17 protein-coding genes are annotated in these 19,879 nt (G+C 74.7%); 5 read left to right on the forward strand and 12 right to left on the reverse strand.

Translation table 11 applies throughout. The features are described from left to right. The first annotated feature begins 65 nt into the window (after positions 1–65). On the forward strand, positions 66–476 hold the full coding sequence (locus EJK16_RS00250; protein WP_127125170.1) for an STAS domain-containing protein: 411 nt from the start codon (positions 66–68) through the stop codon (positions 474–476). Positions 477–526: 50 nt separating this feature from the next. On the opposite strand, the gene EJK16_RS00255 is transcribed toward EJK16_RS00250, so the two are convergent. Further along, positions 527–1,768 (reverse strand): glycosyltransferase, encoded by a 1,242-nt coding sequence (locus tag EJK16_RS00255; protein WP_127125172.1) that lies wholly within the window; start codon positions 1,766–1,768, stop codon positions 527–529. A 351-nt stretch (positions 1,769–2,119) separates the two neighbouring features. On the opposite strand from EJK16_RS00255, the gene EJK16_RS00260 reads away from it, so the two are divergent. Both EJK16_RS00260 and EJK16_RS00265 read left to right on the forward strand, forming a co-directional pair. Next, complete coding sequence (locus tag EJK16_RS00260) at positions 2,120–2,587, forward strand: hypothetical protein (RefSeq protein ID WP_127125174.1); 468 nt, start codon at positions 2,120–2,122, stop codon at positions 2,585–2,587. 46 nt (positions 2,588–2,633) lie between these two features. Next, positions 2,634–3,638, forward strand: a complete 1,005-nt coding sequence (locus EJK16_RS00265) for an aldo/keto reductase (protein WP_127125176.1) — start codon at positions 2,634–2,636, stop codon at positions 3,636–3,638. A 62-nt stretch (positions 3,639–3,700) separates the two neighbouring features. Here the strand turns inward: EJK16_RS00265 and EJK16_RS00270 are convergent, their stop codons facing one another. The 9 genes from EJK16_RS00270 to EJK16_RS00310 all read right to left on the reverse strand — a co-directional run bounded on the left by EJK16_RS00270 (position 3,701) and on the right by EJK16_RS00310 (position 12,339). Further along, positions 3,701–4,402 (reverse strand): PspA/IM30 family protein, encoded by a 702-nt coding sequence (locus EJK16_RS00270; RefSeq protein WP_127125178.1) that lies wholly within the window; start codon positions 4,400–4,402, stop codon positions 3,701–3,703. Between the two features lie 28 nt (positions 4,403–4,430). Continuing rightward, on the reverse strand, positions 4,431–5,033 hold the full coding sequence (locus tag EJK16_RS00275) for a hypothetical protein (protein WP_127125180.1): 603 nt from the start codon (positions 5,031–5,033) through the stop codon (positions 4,431–4,433). Positions 5,034–5,136: 103 nt separating this feature from the next. Continuing rightward, positions 5,137–5,604 (reverse strand): hypothetical protein, encoded by a 468-nt coding sequence (locus EJK16_RS00280; protein ID WP_127125182.1) that lies wholly within the window; start codon positions 5,602–5,604, stop codon positions 5,137–5,139. 75 nt (positions 5,605–5,679) lie between these two features. Further along, positions 5,680–6,654: an SDR family oxidoreductase gene (locus EJK16_RS00285; protein WP_127125184.1), complete on the reverse strand. Its 975-nt coding sequence runs from the start codon at positions 6,652–6,654 to the stop codon at positions 5,680–5,682. A gap of 94 nt (positions 6,655–6,748) precedes the next feature. Further along, positions 6,749–8,605 (reverse strand): FAD-dependent oxidoreductase, encoded by a 1,857-nt coding sequence (locus EJK16_RS00290; protein WP_127125186.1) that lies wholly within the window; start codon positions 8,603–8,605, stop codon positions 6,749–6,751. Between the two features lie 58 nt (positions 8,606–8,663). After that, a complete protein-coding gene (locus EJK16_RS00295) occupies positions 8,664–9,524 on the reverse strand; it encodes a hypothetical protein (RefSeq protein ID WP_127125188.1) in 861 nt (286 codons plus the stop codon). A 269-nt stretch (positions 9,525–9,793) separates the two neighbouring features. Then, positions 9,794–10,885 carry a VIT1/CCC1 transporter family protein gene (locus tag EJK16_RS00300; RefSeq protein WP_127125190.1) on the reverse strand — a complete coding sequence of 364 codons (1,092 nt, stop codon included), beginning with the start codon at positions 10,883–10,885 and terminating at the stop codon, positions 9,794–9,796. A 244-nt stretch (positions 10,886–11,129) separates the two neighbouring features. After that, positions 11,130–11,777 carry a GNAT family N-acetyltransferase gene (locus tag EJK16_RS00305; RefSeq protein WP_127125192.1) on the reverse strand — a complete coding sequence of 216 codons (648 nt, stop codon included), beginning with the start codon at positions 11,775–11,777 and terminating at the stop codon, positions 11,130–11,132. Positions 11,778–11,952: 175 nt separating this feature from the next. Continuing rightward, a complete protein-coding gene (locus tag EJK16_RS00310) occupies positions 11,953–12,339 on the reverse strand; it encodes a YtxH domain-containing protein (protein WP_127125194.1) in 387 nt (128 codons plus the stop codon). Positions 12,340–12,535: 196 nt separating this feature from the next. Between EJK16_RS00310 and ppk2 the strand changes: the two genes are divergently transcribed. Continuing rightward, positions 12,536–13,372, forward strand: a complete 837-nt coding sequence (gene ppk2 / locus EJK16_RS00315) for a polyphosphate kinase 2 (protein ID WP_127125399.1) — start codon at positions 12,536–12,538, stop codon at positions 13,370–13,372. A 157-nt stretch (positions 13,373–13,529) separates the two neighbouring features. Beyond that, complete coding sequence (locus EJK16_RS00320; RefSeq protein ID WP_127125196.1) at positions 13,530–14,393, forward strand: 5'-3' exonuclease H3TH domain-containing protein; 864 nt, start codon at positions 13,530–13,532, stop codon at positions 14,391–14,393. A gap of 60 nt (positions 14,394–14,453) precedes the next feature. Here the strand turns inward: EJK16_RS00320 and EJK16_RS00325 are convergent, their stop codons facing one another. Both EJK16_RS00325 and EJK16_RS00330 read right to left on the reverse strand, forming a co-directional pair. Continuing rightward, positions 14,454–17,450 (reverse strand): S8 family peptidase, encoded by a 2,997-nt coding sequence (locus tag EJK16_RS00325; RefSeq protein WP_127125198.1) that lies wholly within the window; start codon positions 17,448–17,450, stop codon positions 14,454–14,456. A gap of 216 nt (positions 17,451–17,666) precedes the next feature. Then, positions 17,667–19,844 (reverse strand): copper-translocating P-type ATPase, encoded by a 2,178-nt coding sequence (locus tag EJK16_RS00330; RefSeq protein WP_127125200.1) that lies wholly within the window; start codon positions 19,842–19,844, stop codon positions 17,667–17,669. Positions 19,845–19,879: the final 35 nt, after the last annotated feature.

Raw genomic sequence — 19,879 nt, forward strand, 5'->3', positions numbered from 1 at the left:
CCGGTCTGGCCGGCAGGAGACTGCGATCGCCGTCTCCTCGACGCCCCGGCGGAGAGGACTATTGGATGGGACACGACACCCCGGCACCGATCAGGACTGCGCACGAGGTGGGATGGGTCTCGGTCCTCGGGTCGGAGGCACGCACCCGCCTCGTGCTCAGCGGCGAGCTGGACGAGAGCGTGTTCCCAGACCTCGCCGCGGCCGTCGACCTTGCCGTCACCCGTGGCGTGCCGGTCGACATCGACGCGCGGAGCACGACGTTCATGGACTCCTCGACCGTGGTGACGCTGGCCCGGCTGGCGGCGCGCCTGACGCACCCGCCGCGCCTCATCCAGCCGCCCGAGATCCTCCGGTTCCTCCTGGACGTGACGAACCTGCACGAGACCATGGAGATCCTCGAGGAGGACCCCGACTTCGACGGGACACCGCTGACGCCCGGCCGGCGCGCCATGGAGGCCGCCGCACCCCAGGGCTGAGGCGCTACCGCTGAGGCCCCCGGACCTGAGGCGCCGGGGTCGAGGGGCCGCTAGGCGGACGCCGACTCGATCACCTCGCACGCCGTCCGCGCCGCCGCGTCGAAGTCGACCCGCGCGGCGAGGCCCGCGCACCGGCCTCGGACCCGCGCGTCGCCAAGGAGCCCGTCGAGCGCCGCCGCGACCCGCGTCCCGGTGACCTTCGCCGGGTCCAGGCGCGCGGCCACGCCCAGCCTGACGAGCCGGTCCGCGTTGTCGGGCTGGTCATGGGCGTAGGGGACCACGAGCTGGGGCACCCCCGCCGCCAGCGCCTGCGCCGCCGTCCCGATCCCGCCGTGGTGGACCAGCGCGGCGGCACGGGAGAGCAGCAGTCCCAGCGGCGCCCAGTCTGCATGCAGCATGCCCGCCGGCAGGCGCGTCGGGAGCTGGTCGTGGAAGCGTGTGAGCAGGATGGCGCGCCGGCCGAGCGCCTGGGCGGCGTCGATGGCGGCCGAGTAGAGCCGCTCGCCGTGCCGCATCGCCGAGCCGGCGGTTACGACCACCGGCGCGTCGCCACGGACGAGGAAGTCCTCGACCTCGGGCTCCAGCACCGCGCCGGCGGGCCGGTGGCTCACGAACCCGGCCAGGACGAGGTTCTGCGGCCAGTCCGGCCGGGGCGCGGCGAACCAGCTGGGGAAGAGGCCCAGCACCCGCACGGGCGAGTGGAGCCACCGGCCGAGGGCCCGTGACACGGGCGGCAGGCCGAGCTCGGCGCGGTACGCGTTGAGCGGGGGCGTGACGACGGGGTCGACGAACCGGCGCTCGACGACCCGCAGCCGCCACGCCTGGACCGCCACGGGCAGCCAGTCCGGCGCCTTCACACCGCCCAGGTCGGCGTTGTCATAGGCGCTGAGGAACAGGGTGGGCTGCAGGTCGACGGTCACCAGCGGGAACCCGAGCCGCTCCTGCGCCAGCCGCGCCCCGAACGTCAGGCTCGACGCAGCCACCACGGTGTCCCGCGGGTCGAGACCGGCGAGGTACTCGTACGTCGGGCGCATCGCCGGGGCGATGCCCTCACGGGTGACGGTCCGCAGCGCCCGCTGCGGGTGCCACAGGTCGGGGTTCTCCATGGTGCGCTCGAAGTGCGCCGCCGTGCCCAGGGGCACCATCTCGAGGCCGGCCTCCTCGACGGTCGACCGGAAGTAGTCGCTGACCATCACCGTGACCTGGTGCCCGCGGGCCAGCAGCGCCGTGCCGACCTCCACCATCGGGAGCACGTCCCCGGCGCTGCCCACGGTCGGCAGGACGACGTGCACGGCGCCCCCAGGTGTCCCGCCGCGCCCGGGCCGGCGCGCGTCCAGGCACGAGTATGGGCGGGGCGGGACCGGTCCACACCTGGGCGCGCTTCACACCTGGGCGGGGCTCCACACCCGAGTGCGGTTCCACACCTGGGCGCGGCGCGACCACCCATGCGCGCCGCGCGTCCACGCATGACCGGCCACGTGCGCCGCGCGTCCACGCATGACCGAGCGTGGTCGCCATGCCGGCCGCCGGCCCGGCGAGCCTGGTCGCCAGGCCGGCCGTCGGGCGCGGGTGACGCGCGGTTCCGTTGGCCCGGCGCCGGGCCGCTGCGCACAATGGAGGCACCCACGACCCAGGAGCCCTCCTTGCGCACCTTCCGGACCACCACAGCCACCGCCCTCGCCGCGGCGCTCGCCCTCTCGGTCGCCGGCTGCTCCAGCGACGGCCAGACGCCCGACCTCGGCGAGGTCAAGGCGTCGGTCTCCTCCGCCGTCGAGGGCGCCCGGGCGAGCGTGGAGGAGGCCCGGTCCGCGATCGACGACGTCAAGGCCCGGCTCGACGACATCGCGCCCGAGGCGCGGCCCAAGGTGGAGGAGGCGATCAGCTCCTCCAGCACCGCGATCGAGGACGCCAAGGCGGCCCTGGACGAGGCCAAGGCCTCCGCCGGGCCGTCCGCGAGCGCCGCCAGGGCCGAGGCCGAGGCGGCGCTGGAGGCGGCGCGGGCCAAGCTCGACGAGGCGAAGGCGTCGGTGGACGAGGACTCGCGGTCGGCGCTGGACTCGCTCTCGGCCAAGGTCGACGAGCTCCGGGCAGACCTGGAGTCGCAGGGCTGAGGCCTCCCGGGTCGCCGCCCGCGCCGGCGTGACGTTCACTGTGCGCATGGCCAGCTACAGCACCACCCTCGGCACGCGCACGCTCGGCGGCGCGGCGCCGCTGACGGTCTCCACGATCGGCCTGGGCTGCATGGGGATGTCGGAGTTCTACGGCACCGCCGACGAGGCGGAGGCGAGGGCCACCATCCACCGCGCGCTCGATCTGGGGGTCACGCTCCTGGACACCGCGGACATGTACGGGCCCTTCACCAACGAGCGGCTCGTCGGCGGCGCGATCGCCGGCCGGCGCGACGAGGTGCAGCTGGCCACGAAGTTCGGCAACGAGCGCCGCGCCGACGGCACCCGGCTGGGCGTCAACGGCACGCCGGAGTACGTCCATCGGGCGTGTGACGCGAGCCTGGAGCGCCTCGGCGTCGACCACATCGACCTGTACTACAAGCACCGGGTCGACAAGACCGTGCCGATCGAGGACACCGTGGGCGCCATGGGCGAGCTCGTCGCGGCCGGCAAGGTGCGCCACCTCGGCCTCTCGGAGGCCTCCGCGGAGACGATCCGCCGCGCGCACGCGACCCATCCCATCACCGCGCTGCAGACCGAGTACTCCCTGTTCACCCGGGACATCGAGGACGAGATCCTGCCGACCCTGCGCGAGCTCGGCATCGGCCTGGTGCCGTACTCGCCGCTCGGGCGCGGCATCCTCACCGGGGCGATCTCCTCCACGGAGCACCTCGCCCAGGACGACTTCCGCGCCCGCCTCCCGCGCTACCAGGGCGCCGCGATGGAGAGCAACCTCGCGCTCGTCGCGGGGGTCCGCGCGCTCGCCGAGGGCAAGGGCGTCACCCCGGCGCAGCTGGCGCTGGCGTGGGTGCTCGCGCAGGGCGACGACGTCGTGCCGATCCCGGGCACGAAGCGGGTGACCTACCTGGAGGAGAACGTCGGCGCCGTCGCCGTCCGCCTGGGTGACGCGGACCTCGCGGCGATCGCCGACGCCGTCCCGCGCGGAGCGGTCGTCGGGGAGCGCTATGCCGACATGTCCACCATCGACGACTGAGACGGCGCCGCCATGCCGGCCGGGTCAGCAGGGATCGGGGTACGCCGGACGGGCCAGCTGGGTCAGCGCGGACCGGGTCGGCGCGGGTCGATGCCCTTGCGGGCCTTGAGCCGGGCGAGCTCGTCCTCGACGGCGGGGCCCGTCTCCAGCTCCTCGAACGCCGCCCGCACGCGCGCGGAGTCGGGATCCGTCCAGGCCAGCTCCTCGCGGGCGGCGGCGTGCGCCTGCAGCTGCCGCACCTGCCGCTCGGCCTCCAGCGCCGCGGCGCGCGCGACGGCCGCCCCCCGGGCGGAGGCGTCCAGGCCCTGCTCCAGCTGCAGCGACGCGCGGGCGACGGCGTGGTCGGCCCGCAGCGCCCGGTAGCGCGCCTCGGACTCCCGCGCCCGGTCCTCGAGGTGCGCCGCGGCGCGCTCGAGCCGGTGGACCGTGGCGTCGAGCGCGCGCCACTGCGCGTCCAGCGCCTGGAGCCGGTCGCGGACGGTGAGGCCGCGCCGCAGGTGCTCGCGGGCGCCGTCGTCGTCCCCGGCGGCCACCGCGGCCTCCGCCTGGCGGCCCAGGTGCGCGACCTCCGCCGTCGCCCGTTCGCCGAGCAGCTCCACCCGCCGCCGCTCGACGACGAGGTCCGCCACGGCACGGCGCGCCTCATCGAGGCGCGCCAGCTGCTGGAGGCGGGCGGCCTCGAACGTCGCGATCGGGTCCGTCGGCGTCTGCCTGGCCGCCTTGTTGGCGCGCAGGATGCGGGGGAGGCGTCGTCCGATCGGCATGGGCGGTCCTTCGTCCTGGTCGGCGACGTCAGGCGGTCTTGCGGCTGCCGTACCAGCCGTGCCACGCCTGCAGCGCGTCGACCTCGAGGGACAGGTGCGATCCCGCGTCCCCCAGCTGGGCACCGCCGACGGTGAACCCGCTCTGCAGCACGGACTCGCGCAGCTGCGCCGTCAGGCGCCCGTGCTGCTCGACCTGCGCGTCGAGGCCGGCGGCGAGGGAGCGCTTGAGGGCGAGGTCCGGCTCGCGCTCCGCGAGCCGGAGCTGCTCGTCGAGCAGGCTCGCCGTCCGGGCCAGGCGCTCGGCGACGAACGGCATGTCGCCGACGGGCCGGCCCTGCTCCCGGGCCGCCGCGAGGGACCTGCCGGTGGCCTCCACCGAGCGTCGCAGCTCGAGCCTCATCCGGGCCAGCCGGCGCCCGGGCGCGTCGCCCGCCACCGCGCGGACCGCGAGCCCTCCCCGGTCCACGTTGCGGCGCACGACGCCGGAGCGGCGGATCCGCCGGACCACGAGCCACGTGGTCAGCGCGACCGCCGTCATGCCCAGCACCAGGATCGTCCCGCCCACCAGGGCGACCTGTGCGAGGACGTCGACCAGCCCGGCGGTGGGATCCGCCCCAGGTGCAGCACTCACGCGTCTCACTCCCCGCCGTCGTCGCGTGTGGGCAACGGGCCCACGTCCTCACCATACGGGCCGTCGGCTCGCCGGTAGAAGCATCGGGCCACCTCGGTTTGCCTCAGCGCCCGGCGAGGTACTCCCGGTACGCCGGCAGCGTCCCGTCCAGGACCGGGACCTGGACGTCCTGCGCACCGGCGGCCGGGCTGGAGACCGTGGCCGGCACGGTCGCGCCCGGCTCCGCGTCCACCGGGGGCGTGGTGACGCGGGCGTCGGAGAAGTTCGTCCCGGTGGCGGCCGGGGCCGGGAAACGCTTGGTGAACCCCATCCCGGGGATGTCGATGGTGACGGAGGTGTCCTGGCTGGTGTTGTTCGCGACCGCGCCCAGCAGGTACCCGTCCTGGCCCTTGCCGGGCGTGAGGATCAGGAGGTTCTCGACGGACACGCCGTCCGTGAGGCGCACCAGGATCCCGTCGCTGGGGGCGTAGTCCAGCTGGGTGGTGATGGGGTTGGCGGACGAGCAGCCGCCGAGCGTCAGGGCGCCGCCCAGCGCCGCGATCACGGCGCGCCGGGCCAGGCGGAGGGCCACGGTGAGCTCCTTCCACGGGGTGCGCACCACGCTAGGTGCCCCGGTGGCGCCGTGCACGCCGGCCGCCGTGGCGGCTCAGCGCCGCAGCCGGCGCGCCGCCAGGGCGGCGCCCGCGAGCACGCCCGCGCCGACGATCCGGCGCCGCGCGGTCCGCCGCCGGCCGCCGTAGCCGCCGGAGACCTCGGCGTCGCGGGGCGCGGCGGACGGCTCGTAGAGGTTGCCCGGCGTGCGGGGCGCCGTCCGCGTCCGGGAAAGGTGGGTCCGGCGGACCAGGACGGCCATGAGGGTCTCCGTCGTCCGCGGCATGACCTTGTGCTGGAGCGCGAACGCCTTCCCCAGGGGGCCGACCGCGACCTCGCGCCGCGGGAACCGGGCCACGTCGACGATCGTGCGAGCCACCCGCTCGGCGGCGTACACGGGCGGCACCGGCGCGAGCTCCCGGCCGGTGTAGTTGGCGGCCTGGCGGTAGTACGGGGTGTCGATGCTCGCCGGCAGCACCGTGCTCACCTTGATGGTGGAGAGCCCGTCCAGGAAGAGCTCGGAGCGCAGGCTGACGCCCAGCGCCTTCACCGCGGCCTTCGACATCGAGTATGCCGCCGTGTACGGCTGGGGCACCTCCCCCACGATGGACGAGACGTTGACGAGCACCCCGGAGCCCTGGCGGCGCATCTGCCGCAGCGCGGCCCGCGACCCGTGGAAGTACCCCATCACGTTGACGTCGATCACCCGCCGGAAGTCCTCGATTGGGACGTCGAGGAAGGGCGCGACGAACCCGACGGCGGCGTTGTTGACCCACACGTCGATGCGGCCGAACTCCGCCACCGTGCGGGCGGCCAGGCGCTTGACGGCCTCGGCGTCGCTCATGTCGGTGGGCACCGCAAGGGCCCGGGCGCCGCGCCGCTGGCACCGTTCCACGAGGGAGCGCAGCGCCTCCTCCCGGCGTGCCGCCACCACCACGACGGCGCCCTTGCGCGCGAACCGCAGGGCGGTCGCGCGCCCGATGCCGCTCGAGGCGCCCGTAACGACGACGACGGAGTCCCTGATGCGCATGGCGCCCCCTTGCTCGTCGTCCGACCATACGGTCGACCCGGATCGGACGCATGGGGGCCGGAAACAGCCGTGCGGGGTGCCCGGCCGCGTGTCCTCAGCCCATCGCCGGCTGCCGGCTCGCGAGGTACCCGTGGACCACGCTGACCGCGAGCGCGCCCTCGCCGACGGCGGAGGCGACCCGCTTGACGGACCCGTGCCGCACATCCCCGACGGCGAAGACTCCCGGCATGGAGGTCTCCAGCAGGAGCGGGGCGCGGCCCTGGGGCCAGGCGTGCCCGTCGCCGGCGGGTCCGCCGTCGCCCGGGCCGGCGACGCCTGAGCCGGCAACGCCCGGACCGCCACGGCGCGCTCCGCCGTCGCCCGCTCTGCCATCGCCCGGGCCCGCAGCATCGGGCGCCCCGAGCACGTCCGCCCCCGTCAGGACGAAGCCCGCCCCGTCCCGGGCGACCGCGCCGAGCCAGTCCGAGCGCGGCGTCGCGCCGATGAGGACGAACAGGACGCCGGAGACGGTCTCCTCGACCGCGGTGTCGAGGTCGCGCAGGACGAGCGCGGTGAGGAAGTCCTCCCCGGCCCCGCCCACGATCTCGCAGCGGTAGCGCACGTCGATGTTCGGCGCGGACTCGATCTCGCGGATGAGGTACTCCGACATCGTGTCGGTGAGTGTGGCCCGGCGCACGAGCACCGTGACCTGCGCCGCGTAGCGGGCCAGGTGCACGGCCGCCTGGCCCGCGGAGTTGCCCCCGCCGGCGACGAAGACCTGCCGGCCCGTCATGGCGGAGGCCTCGCTGACGGTGGAGCCGTAGAAGACGCCACGGCCCTGCAGCGCCTCGAGCGCCGGCACGCCGAGCCGCCGGTAGGCCGCCCCGGTGGCGGCGATCACCGCGCGCGTGCGCACCACGGCGGAGTCGCTGAGCCTGACCAGGCACAGGTCGCCGTCGCGGCGCACGGCCGTCGCGGCGCGCATGAAGTGGAACCGGGCCCCGAAGGTCCACGCCTGCTCGTAGGCGCTGTAGGCGAGCCGGCCGCCGGACACCCCGTCGGGGAACCCCAGGTAGTTCCGGATGAGGGAGGAGGTCCCGGCCTGGCCGCCCACCGCGTCCACCTCGAGCACCAGCGTGCGCAGCCCCTCCGACGCGGCGTACACCGCGGCGCCCAGCCCGGCGGGCCCCGCCCCGACGATGACCACGTCGAACAGCTCGTCGGCGCCCACCGGCTCGAAGATCCCGAACGCGTCGGCGATCTCGATGTCCGTGGGGTTCTGCAGCACAGGGGTCCCGGGCCGGAAGCGCAGCATGACGACGGGCAGCGCCGGCGAGGCGAGGCCGACGCTCTCGAGCACGGCCCGCCCGGCGTCGGAGCCGGCGTCGTAGAAGCCGGTGGGGATGCGGTTGCGGGCGAACAGGTCGCGGAGCTGTTGCGCGCGCGGCGACCACCGCTCCCCCACCAGGCGCACCGCCTCGAAGCGGGGCGTGCCGCGGCGGCTGGCCGCCTCCTCGAGGAACTCGGTGACCGAGCGGTGGAACTCCTCGTCCGCGGGCACCTCGGGGCGCGCGATCCACCGGTCCACGGTTCCCAGGCCGATCGCCTCGAAGATCGGCCGGGTGGTGGACCAGTCGCCCCAGCGCACGAGCGCGACGCGCAGCGCCGAGCGGTCCAGGGGCGCGAGCGAGACCAGCTCGGCGAGCCCGTCTGGGTCCCGGCCGCCGTAGCCCACCAGCACGAGGGCCACCGGGACGTCGTCGGCGGCGAAGGTGGCGAGCGCCTCGCTGGCCGTCTCGGGGGTGGCGAGGTCGACGACGGCGTAGTCGGCGCCGTAGCGGCGGCGCAGCTCCGCGCCGACCGACCCGCGCACGCCGTCGTCCCGACTGACCAGGACGATCGCCGGGCGGGCCGGCGGCCCCTCGTCCCCGGCGCCTGGTGCCGGCTGGTCCGGGCTTGCGGGATCGACCACGGCGGGGTCCTCCTCCAGGGTGGCCGGCGTCAGGCGCCGGCGTCGGGTACGGACGGTGTCAGGGGTGCGCGGGCCGTCCCCGGCGCAGGCGGCGGGTGGTGGCGAGGGCGGCCAGGCCGGTCAGGGCGACGGCGACCGCGAGGACCACGTACGCCGTCGCCGCCGGCTCGGCCCAGGCCACGTCGTCGGGGAACCGCACCGGCACGCTGAGGGTCAGCAGCCCGAAGACCGCGTAGGCGATCGCGGGGACGCGCAGCCGGCCCAGGTCGTTGTCGCGCACCACCAGGGCGGCGGCGAAGCCGTAGGCCAGGAGCCACGCGGCGACCGTCCGCGCGGTCAGCGGCGTGAGCGGCCACGGCCACAGCGCCGCCGCCGACGCCGGCGCGAGGAACAGCGCGGCGCCGACGACGAGCATGACCGCCCCCTCGGCTGCGATCAGCAGACGCAGCCACAGCGGCATCGCACGGCGGCGCCGGCCCACGGCGTCGCCCAGACGTTCCTGCAGCGCCGTGACGACCACCATCCCGACCGGCACGACGAGATAGACGATGAGCCACAGGTACCCCGCGAACCGGGCCACCGGATCGGGGGCCGCGAGGTGGAGGCGCGAGAGGTGGACCAGCGTCGCGACCAGGCTGAGCGTGGCGAACACGAGGATCGTGACCATCGGCGCCCGGGTGGTCACCCAGCTGCCTGACCTGAGCGCGAGGAGCACCAGGACCGTGCCGGAGGCGTACCCGGCGCCCATGAAGGCGGCGGTGGCGGGCACGTCGATCGTCCAGGCGAACGTGCGCTCGGTCTGGCCCGAGAGCACGAACAGGGCGACGAACGCGAGGACCGTGAGCGCGGCGAAGGCGAGGAGCAGCACCCGGGTCGAGCGCAGCAGCGGGCGTGGATACCGTGCATCGGGCTCGTTCATCCAGGGCTCCGCCATCGTTGCCGTGCCTGCCGTCGGCGCGCCGTGGCCTGCGCCATGGGCGCGCGTGGCGCCCGCTCCGCCCCGACGGCCTCGACACCGCCGGCGTTGCGTCGAGGGTACGCCGGGCGCCGCGAGACTCGCCCGCGCCACCCGGCGCTCCGGCGCGTCGGCTCAGCCGGGCTGCCGGGTCGCCGCCGCGGTCACCGCCGCGGCCGGCGCGGCGGTCACCGCGGTCACCGCCGCGGTCACCGCCGGGGCCACCGCCGCGGTCACAGGCCTGCCGAGCCGACAGCGAGGCCGAGGACGTACGTCACGGCGGCGGCCCCGTAGCCGATGCCGAGCTGGCGCAGCGCGCGCCGGAGCGGCGGTGCCCCGGAGATGACGCCGACGATGGCGCCGGTGCCCAGCAGCGCGACCCCGACCAGGACGGCGGCGAGGATGACCGCGGACAGTCCGGACAGGCCCAGGAGGTAGGGCAGGATCGGGACGAGGGCGCCGGAGGCGAAGAAGCAGAAGCTCGAGAGCGCGGCGGACCAGCCGTTGCCGATCTCCTCGTACTCCTGGACGGCGCGGGCGGGCATCTCGTGCCCGGCGGCGACCCGGGTGATGACGTCCGCGGCGTGCGTGCGCGCCTCGCCGATCTCCATGCCCCGCGCCCGGTAGACCAGCGCGAGCTCGTTCGCGTCGACGTCGAGGTCCGGGATGACCACGTGGGCGTCCGGGTCCGGCCGCGAGGCCTCGAGCAGCTCGCGCTGCGAGCGCACGGAGACGTACTCGCCGGCCCCCATGGACAGGGCGCCGGAGAGCAGGCCGGCGATGCCGGTGAACAGCACCGTGCCGGCGGAGACCCCCGTGGCGCCGATGCCGAGGACCAGCGCGAGGTTGGACACCAGCCCGTCGTTGGCGCCGAAGACGGCGGCGCGGAAGGTCCCGGACATGCGCTCGCGCCCGCGGGTGGCCAGAGCGCGGACGACCTCGCCGTGCACGCGTTCGTCGGCGGCCATGGCGCTCGTGGCGTCGGCGTCCGCGCCGTAGGCGGAGCGCTGCTCGGCCTGCTGGGCGAGCGCCAGGACGAAGACGGAGCCGAAGGCGCGGGCGAGGAAGCCGAGCAGGCGGGTGCGTAGCGCCCCCTTGCCGACCCGGCCGACGTGGTCGCCGAGCAGGTCGCGCCAGTGCTGCTCGTGGCGGCCCTCGGCGTCGGCCAGCGCCAGGAGGATGTCCCGCTCCTCCCCGGAGCGACGCGCCGCGAGGTGGCGGTACACGGCGCCCTCGGCGCGCTCGTCCGCGAGGTACCGGCGCCAGCGCCGCTCCTGGGCCGGGGTGGGCCGCGGGCGCGTCTGGTCGGGGAGGGAAGTAGACATAAGGACCATCGTGACAGCGCCCATAGCGGCGGCCCAAGTCCCTGCGGGGTGGCATCGCGCACTGTTCGCCGGACCGAAAAAATGGCGGCAGGGCGCCGGAAACCGGCTGGGCCCGGGGCGTGGGGCGCGCGCGTGGGCGGCTCGCTGGGGTGCCTCGCTGGGTGGCTCGCTGGCCGCCTCTTTCAACTGTCCGAAGAAAACGTACGGACTATCCGTACGAAGTTTTCGGGCTCGCGCCGTGCGCTCAGACCGCGCGGTCCCCGACGGCGTCGAGGGTCACGGCGCCACGGCCGAGGCGCCCCTCGAGGCGGCTCCTCACGGCCGGCCACTCGTCGCGGAGGATCGAGTACATGACGGAGTCGCGCCAGGTCCCGTCCGCGCGGCGCCGGTGCCGGCGCGCCACGCCCTCCCGCGCGGCCCCGAGCCTGGCGACGGCGGCCTGGGAGCGGGCGTTGAGGATGTCGACCTGGAGCCTGACCCGGCCGAGGCCACAGTCCTCGAAGGCGTGCGCAAGCACGGCGAGCTTGGCGGCGGGGTTCACGCTGGTTCCCCACACGGCCGGGCTGTACGCCGTCCAGCCGAGGTGCGCCGTCTCGTTGGGCAGGTCGATGTCGCCGAGCGTGGTGGTCCCGACCAGGTCGCCGGTGCGGGCGTGCCGCACCGCATACGCGACGCCGCCGCCGGTGCCGCCGGTGAGGTAGGTGCCCATCAGCCGCCGCATGGCCCCGACGTCGGCCGGTCTCCCCGCCGGACCGCCGCCGTAGCCGGTGGCCCAGACCTCGGGGGCGTCGAGCGCCGCGAAGAGGGCGGGGGCGTCGTCGGGCGTCAGGGGCCGCAGGGTGACGACCGCGTTGGTCAGAGTCCGGCCGTCCGGGCCGCTGAGGGTGGGCACGTCGTCAGGGTAGCCGCGGCCCGGTGCGCCCTTGCCCAGGCGCACCAACGGCGGCGTACCCACGGTGGGGTGCGCCGCCGCCGCGTGCCGGGTCTGGACGTGACCGGTAGCCGGGCCTGGGTCGTCAGGACTTGACCGGTCACCGGACTGGGTCGTCAGGACCGCGATGGGGTGGTCAGGAGTGCGGGAGGTTCGGGTCCTGCGGCGTCGGGGAGCCGGTGTCGCCCGTGCCGTAGGCGGTCCCGGCGCCGCCCGACTGGTACGTCCCTCCGCCGGACTGGAAGCCCGCGCCCCCGGACTGGGAGCCGTTGCTGCCGGGCTTGCCGCCGCGGCTGGTGATCCTGTCCTTGACCGTGGCGGCCACCTTGTCGGTGACGGCGGCGGTGCGCTCGCGCGCCATGTCGCTCACCTTGGTCTCGACTTTCTGGACGCTCTCCTTGACCCGCGGGTTCTCCCACACGGTGTTGCCGACCTTCTTGATCTTCTCGTACTGACCGCGCCCGGACCGGGTGCCGAGCAGGTAGCCGAGCCCGGCGCCGACGACGAAAGAGAACTTGCCCATGGGGAACCTCCAGATAGCGCACGTGTGTGGTCTAGGACACGAGCCTAGGGGGCTTCACCTCGTGGTGCGCGTCCGGCGGGACTACCCTGCCGCCATGGCCTCCGCGAAGAAGCGTGCCGGCGCCTCCGGCGACGGCGCCGTCACTGACGAGAACGGGCGCTCGCCCGACGGCACGACGGCGCCGAGCGGCAACGGGATGTCAGAGGTGTCCGGGTTCCGGACCACCAAGATCCCCAACAAGGTCTACGAGGCCGAGCTCTACCGCCTCCAAGGGGAGCTGGGAAAGCTCCAGGTGTGGCTCAAGACGACCGGCGCGCGCGTCGTCGTCGTCTTCGAGGGCCGCGACGCCGCCGGCAAGGGCGGCACGATCAAGCGCGTCAGCGAGTACCTCTCCCCCCGGGTCGCCCGGATCGCGGCGCTGCCGGCGCCGACCGAGCGCGAGAAGACGCAGTGGTACTTCCAGCGCTACGTCGAGCACCTGCCCGCCGCCGGGGAGATGGTCCTGTTCGACCGGTCCTGGTACAACCGTGCCGGGGTGGAGAAGGTCATGGGCTTCTGCACCCCCGAGGAGCACAAGCGGTTCATGCGCCAGTGCCCGATCTTCGAGCAGATGCTCGTCGAGGACGGCATCTTCCTGCGCAAGTACTGGTTCTCGGTCTCCGACGACGTCCAGCTCGAGCGGTTCCGCAAGCGGCTGCACGACCCGCTGCGCCAGTGGAAGCTCTCCCCGATCGACCTGGAGTCGATCACCCGGTGGGAGGACTTCTCCCGCGCCAAGGACGAGATGATGGTGCACACCGACACCCAGACAGCGCCGTGGCACCACGTGGCGTCGGACTCGAAGAAGCAGGCGCGCCTGAACATGATCCACCACCTGCTCGACTCGCTCCCGTACCAAGAGGTGCCGGAGCGGGAGAAGGTGACCCTGCCGGAGCGGCCGCCCGGCACCGGGTACCAGCGCCCCCCGATCGAAATCTCCAAGTACGTGCCGGACTGGGCGTCGTCGCTGGTGGAAGACCCCTCCCGTAAGTAGGCCGCGCAATCGGCGCGGGCCTCGCACGTGGCGGGGCGCGCTGCGAGGACTTGACCGCTCACCGGGCGCGCGCGCTGCGAGAACTTGACTGGTCACCGGGCGCGCGCGCTGCGAGGACTTGACCGGTCACCGGGTGGGGGTGTGGGAGGCTCCTCGCATGCAGGTCCACCTGGTCGACGGCACCTACGAGCTGTTCCGGCAGCACTTCTCACCGGCGAACAAGGACCCCGACCTCGGGGCCACCCGCGGCGTCGTCGCCTCGTGCCTCGCGCTGCTCGAGCAGGGCGCTACCCATGTCGCGGTCGCCACCGACCACGTCATCGAGTCCTTCCGCAACGACCTGTGGCCCACCTACAAGGACGGCGCCGCGGTCGACCCCCACCTCAAGGCCCAGTTCACCGTCGTGGAGGACGCGCTGCGCGCCTTCGGCTTCACGGTCTGGCCGATGGTCGAGCAGGAGGCCGACGACGCCCTCGCCGCGGGTGCCCTCGTCGCGGCGGCCGACGACCGCGTCGAGCGCGCGGTCATCTGCACGCCGGACAAGGACCTCGCGCAGTGCGTCGGGGGCAAGGTCTGGCAGTGGGACCGCCGCCAGGACAAGTGGTTCGACGCCGACGGGGTGCACGGGCGGCTTGGCGTCCCCCCGGCTTCGGTCCCCGACCTCCTCGCCCTCGTCGGCGACGCCGCCGACGGCTTCCCCGGGCTGCCCGGCTGGGGCGCGAAGTCCGCGGCCGCCGTCCTCGACCGCTGGGGCCACCTGGAGGACATCCCGGAGGACCCGCTCGCCTGGGACGCCGGCGTCCGGTCGACGGCGAAGCTCAACGCCACCCTGCGCGAGCAGTTCGACCTCGCCCTGCTGTTCCGCCGCATCGCCACCGCCCGGACCGACGCCGACGTCGGCGTGGTCGACGACTGGCGCTGGGCCGGCCCCGGCACCGCCGCACCGGACGTCGCCCGGGCCCTCAAGGCGCCGCGGCTGCTGGAGCGGGCGGAGCGGCTGGCGGTGCGGCCAGCGGTCTGAGTCCTGTCAGGCGCCTAACCCGGGCCGCCCCCTGCTGCGGCCCGGGTTGGGATGGCGGTGTCAGCCGACCGAGACGGAGGTGACCCCCACCTTCTCGCTGCCGTTGTAGAGCTCGACCTGGCCGAAGTACGGCGTCACGCCGTCGGTGGCCAGGGCGCCCGCGAACGTGACCTGGTCCCCCGGCGCGACCCGCCGCGTCGGCCGGTCGAGCACGAGGGTGCCGGCGTCGGCGTCGGGCACCTGGAACAGGCGCACGTCCAGCGTCGTCGACGGCGCCGCGTCCGCGACCGCCCAGGCCTGCACGTGGATCGTGTACTCGCCCGGGGGCAGGTCCCCGACCTGCAGCACCTCGTCGGCCGAGCCGGTCGCCGCCGAGGCGATCGGTGTCGTACTGCCCTTCGCGGTGACGTACAGGTCGAGGTCGTCGCCCGGGTGGGCGGACCTCAGCTCGATGCGCACCAGCGGGGCGCCGTCGCCGACCGTGAAGTCCTGGGTGTAGTTGCGCGGGTCGGCGGCGTCGAAGCCGGTACCACCGGCGTTCCGCGCGGTCGCCGCGGTGACCAGGCCGGGCACGAGCCCGAACACCCGCGCGGACAGGGTGCCCGCGAAGCCCACCTCGACGGGGATCTCGACCCCGGCGGCGTCCACCGGCGCGCTGACCTGCGCCGGCGCGGCGAGCGCGACGGGCTTGACCACGATCGGGCTGCGCGCCGCGGTGCCGTTGGAGCCGGTCCAGGTCAGGTGGCCCGTGGCGTACTCGCCGAGGGTGGCCGTCGTCGTGGTGAACGTGATCGTCACGTCCGCGGACCGGCCGTTCTTCAGCGTCACCTTGCTGGGCGAGACCTTGACGCCGACGCCCGCCAGGCCGTCGACCCTGGCGGTGAAGGTCGCCTGCTTGTTGGTGGCGTTCGTCAGCGTGCGGGTGACGGTCTGCTCACCGACCAGGGCGCCGACCGCGATGGAGGGGGTGTTGAGGTTCGAGGCGTCGATGGGGTTCCTGGAGACGGGGGTGCCGTCGGCGTAGGTCACGCCCTGGCCGGCGAGGAAGTCCCACCAGTCGGCCTGGTCGGAGTCGTAGACCACGCCGGGGTTGAGGAACTCGTCCGGGTCCACGAAGCCGGCGCCGCTGGCGAAGGGGTCGCTGCTGGCCGCGGAGGCGTGGTCGTCGGCGGTGGTCATCATGGCCGACTTGATCGCCATGGGCGACCACCTCGGGTGCGCCTGCTTCAGGAGCGCCGCCAGGCCCGCGATGTGCGGGGAGGACATCGACGTGCCGGAGAGGTAGTCGAAGTCCCGGCCGCCCTGGGTGGGGCTGTAGGCGGCGAGCACGCCGACGCCGGGGGCCGAGACGTCGGGCTTGAGGAGGTCGCCGTCCCCGGCGAGCGAGGGCCCGCGGGAGGAGAAGCCGGCGACCTCGGGGACCAGCGTCGTCGAGCCCTCGTTGGTCTCGAGGATCCGGCCCGTGGGCGCCGGGTGCGTCGAGACGTAGGCGCGCAGCGCGGGGCGGGACGTCTCGGCCAGGTGCACGGTGGGCACGGCGTGCACGTCGGTATCGAGCGAGTTCGGCGTCGTGTTGACCAACACCATCCCGACGCCGCCGGCGGCCGCCACGACCTGGCTCTTCTCCCCGCGGGGGTTCTCGCCGCGGTCGCAGACCACGATCTTGCCGGCCGCGCGGGCCGGGTCGATGGAGCCGGGCAGGCACAGGGCCGCGGCGGCCGTCGCGCCGGTGGCGATCGAGTCGGCGAGCACCAGCGGGGTGTCCGTGGCGATCCCGCCGGTGACGGAGGAGCCGATGTAGCGGGCGCCGTCGCCGGTGACGAGGGTGTGCTCGAGGATGGCGTGCGTCGAGGCCGCGACCGTGGTCAGCCACGGGGAGGGGTGCGCGGTGGTCGAGACACCAGGCCCGGAGTTGCCCGAGGACGCCGCGACGAACACGCCCCCGTCGGCCGCGAACATGAACGCCAGCTCGACGGCGTCGAGGTAGTTCGTCGAGGTCCCGGAGATCGAGTAGTTGATGACGTCGACGCCGTCGGCGACGGCCTGGTCGATCGCGGCGATCGAGTCGCTGTTGGCACAGCCCCCCTCCCCGGCGCCCGCCTTGTCCTCCCAGCAGACCTTGTACGCGGCCACGTGCGCGGCCGGGGCCATGCCGGAGATCCGGCCGGCCGGGGCGCCGTCGATCGTGGCGGCCACGCCGTGGTTGCCGGCGGCGGTGCTCGCCGTGTGCGTGCCGTGGCCGTCGACGTCCAGCGGGGAGAGGCTCTCGAAGTCGGCAATGTTGTCCGCGCCGAAGCCGTCGACGTAGTACCGGGCCCCGACAAGCTTGTTCGTGCAGTCGTCGGCCGAGAAGTCCGCGGGCTCGCCGGTCTCGCAGGCGCCCGAGAACCCCTTGACCTTCGGCATGCCGTTGTCCGCGAAGGAGGGGCTCTCCGGGCGGATGCCCGTGTCGATGACGCCGACGACGACGCCGCTGCCGGCGCCCTTGCGCAGGTTCTTCGTCCCGCCGAGCTCGTCCCACACCCCGCGCTTGCCGGTCAGGCCGAGGACGTCGGGCGAGGTCGCGGTGTCCGGCTGCCGCAGCTCGTCCGGCGCGACCGCCAGCACGCCCGGCTGCTTCGCCAGCGCCGTCGCCTGCCTGGCGGTGAGCTCGGCGGCGAACCCGCTGACGGCGTCGGTGTAGCTGTAGGTCGGCGTTGCCCCGACGGAACGGGCGGCCTTCTTCTGCTTGTCCTTGAGGTGCCCGCGGTAGCGGCCGGCCTCCGGGGTGCCCGGGGCGAATTTCTCCCCCTTGGCGGGCTTCGTCTTCGCGTACCCGGGCGTGCCGCCCTCGTAGCCGATGACCGGCTGGTCCTTCATGACGACGACGTACCTGCCGTCCTCGAACGCGGGCGGGGCGCCGCCGGGGGCCGGCTCGGTCGTGGTGACGGGGGCCGGCGGCGCGGCCGGGTCGGCGGGTGCGGCCGCCGCCGGGAGGGCTCCGGCGACGACGACACCGACGGCGGCCGTCGCGGCAAGGCCGCGTCGGCGCAGCCTCGACCAGGGGGAAGACGACATGGCGTAGCGCTCCTCGGATGACATGAATATCCGTACACGGCGTGTGGAAACACGTCGTGTGGGCATCCGAGCGGTATTTGGCCCCGCCGTCAACTATGTGTCGCGGCGCGTTGGCGGGGCGAATGCGGTCGTGACCTCATCTCCGCGGCGCGGCGGCCGGGCGGCACGGCCCTCGCGGCGGGCGGCGGTCCCGCGACGGCCGGGCGGCGGTACGCCTCAGCGGCGGGCGCCCGCGAGCTCGCCGCCGGCGGGCCGGGCGGGCACGGGCCGGGCGCCCCGGGCCGCGGCGACGCTGGCCTCGGGGCTGAGGTCGAGGCGGCGCAGGAGCTGGGCGTTGAGGGCGACGACGACGGTGGAGAGCGACATGAGCAGGGCGCCGACCTCCATGGGTAGGACGAACCCGACCGGCGCGAGCACGCCCGCGGCCAGCGGGACGGACACGAGGTTGTACCCGGCCGCCCACCACAGGTTCTGCTTCATCTTCCGGTAGCCCGCCCGGGAGAGCTCGATGACGGAGAGGACCGAGCGCGGGTCGTCGCTGGCGAGGATGACGCCGGCCGAGGCGATGGCGACGTCGGTGCCCGCGCCGATCGCGATGCCGACGTCGGCATGCGCCAGGGCGGGGGCGTCGTTGACGCCGTCGCCGACCATGGCCACCGTGCGGCCCTCGTGCTGCAGCGCGGCCACCTTCTCGCTCTTGTTCTCGGGCCGGACACCGGCGAAGACCTGGTCGATGCCCAGCTCGGCGGCCACGGAGCGGGCCACGGGCTCGGCGTCGCCGGTGATCATGACGACGCGGACCCCGAGGGCGTGGAGGGTGCCCGTCGCCTCGCGCGACTCGGGCCGGACCTCGTCGACCAGGCCGACGGCGCCCGCGACGCGGCCGTCGACGAGGACGTGGAGCACGATCGCGCCGGCGTCGGACCACGGCCCGGTCGCCGGCAGCGCCTCCAGGCGGTGCTCGGCGAGCAGGGCCGGGCCGCCGACGCTGACGGCGTGGCCGTCCACGGTGGCGGTGACGCCGACGGCGGTGGTGGACCGGAAGTCGCTCGCGCGGGGGACGTCCAGGCCACGGTCGTGCGCGGCGGCGACGATGGCGCGGGCGAGTGGGTGCTCGCTGTCGGCCTCGACGGCGGCGGCCAGGGCCAGCAGCGCGTCGGACGAGCCGGCGCCCGCGGCGATGTGGTTCAGGACGGGCTGGCCCCTGGTCAGGGTGCCGGTCTTGTCGAAGAGCACGGTGTCGACGCCGCGCATCCGCTCCAGGGCCGCCCGGTCCTTGACCAGCACGCCGCCCTTGGCGGCGCGCTCGGTCGAGATCGAGACCACCAGCGGGATCGCCAGCCCGAGTGCGTGGGGGCAGGCGATGACGAGGACGGTGATCGCTCGGACCAGGGCGCTCTCCGGCGTCCCGAGGGCCGACCACACGACGACGGTGATCGCCCCGGCCACCAGCGCGTACCAGAACAACCACCCGGCGGCCTTGTCGGCCAGGAGCTGCGCGCGGGTGGAGGAGGACTGCGCCTCGGCGACCAGGCGCTGGATCCCCGCCAGGGCGGTGTCCTCACCGATGGCGGTGACGCGCACCCGGAGGGCGTCGTCGGTGGCCACCGTGCCGGCGACGACGCGGTCGCCGACGCCGCGCGGCACCGGCCGGGACTCGCCGGTGATCATGGACTCGTCCACGTCCGCGGCGCCCTCGACCACCTCGCCGTCGGCGGGGACCCGCCCGCCGGGCCGGACGATGACGACGTCACCGAGCGTCAGGTCGGCCGGGGCCACCCGGACGACCTGGTCGCCGTCGATCTTCTCGGCCTCGTCGGGCAGCAGCGCGGCCAGGGAGTCCAGCGCGGAGGAGGTCTGCGCGAGGGAGCGCATCTCGAGCCAGTGGCCCAGCAGCATGATCACGACGAGGAGCGCGAGCTCCCACCAGAAGTCCATCTCGTGGGAGAACAGGCCCAGGCTCGCGCCCCAGGACGCCACGAACGCGACGCTGATCGCCATGCCGATCAGCAGCATCATCCCGGGCTTGCGCGACCTGATCTCGCTCACCGCACCGGTGAGGAACGGCCGCCCGCCCCAGACGTAGATCACGGTGCCCAGCACGGGCGAGACCGCGCCGAGCCCGGGCACGTCGGGCAGGGCGTAGCCGACGATCGAGGCGAACATGCCGCTGAGCAGCACGGTCGGGACCGACAGCGCCAGCGTGATCCAGAAGAGGCGGCGGAACATCGCGACGTGGTCGCCGTGACCGCCGTGACCGCCGTGACCGCCGTGGCCCGTGTGGGCCATGTCGTGGCCGCCGCCGGGCATCGTCGCCATGTCGTGACCGGCGTGCGCCTCAGGCGTGGTGCGCCCCACGCCGTCGCCGTCGTGGCTGTGCTGCGGAGCGGTCATGACAACCTCTCGAGCTTGGTGACATCGGTTCTTCA

The organism is Georgenia sp. SYP-B2076 (assembly GCF_003991205.1).
Lineage (GTDB): Bacteria > Actinomycetota > Actinomycetes > Actinomycetales > Actinomycetaceae > Georgenia.

Bases quoted from the DNA above. Each gene is read 5' to 3' on its own strand.
- EJK16_RS00250 (WP_127125170.1), top strand. From the start codon at position 66: ATGGGACACGACACCCCGGCACCGATCAGGACTGCGCACGAGGTGGGA.
- EJK16_RS00310 (WP_127125194.1), bottom strand. From the start codon at position 12,339: ATGGGCAAGTTCTCTTTCGTCGTCGGCGCCGGGCTCGGCTACCTGCTC.
- EJK16_RS00295 (WP_127125188.1), bottom strand. From the start codon at position 9,524: ATGAACGAGCCCGATGCACGGTATCCACGCCCGCTGCTGCGCTCGACC.
- EJK16_RS00270 (WP_127125178.1), bottom strand. From the start codon at position 4,402: ATGCCGATCGGACGACGCCTCCCCCGCATCCTGCGCGCCAACAAGGCG.
- EJK16_RS00300 (WP_127125190.1), bottom strand. From the start codon at position 10,885: ATGTCTACTTCCCTCCCCGACCAGACGCGCCCGCGGCCCACCCCGGCC.
- EJK16_RS00265 (WP_127125176.1), top strand. From the start codon at position 2,634: ATGGCCAGCTACAGCACCACCCTCGGCACGCGCACGCTCGGCGGCGCG.
- EJK16_RS00320 (WP_127125196.1), top strand. From the start codon at position 13,530: ATGCAGGTCCACCTGGTCGACGGCACCTACGAGCTGTTCCGGCAGCAC.
- EJK16_RS00330 (WP_127125200.1), bottom strand. From the start codon at position 19,844: ATGACCGCTCCGCAGCACAGCCACGACGGCGACGGCGTGGGGCGCACC.
- EJK16_RS00325 (WP_127125198.1), bottom strand. From the start codon at position 17,450: ATGTCGTCTTCCCCCTGGTCGAGGCTGCGCCGACGCGGCCTTGCCGCG.
- ppk2 (WP_127125399.1), top strand. From the start codon at position 12,536: ATGTCAGAGGTGTCCGGGTTCCGGACCACCAAGATCCCCAACAAGGTC.
- EJK16_RS00285 (WP_127125184.1), bottom strand. From the start codon at position 6,654: ATGCGCATCAGGGACTCCGTCGTCGTCGTTACGGGCGCCTCGAGCGGC.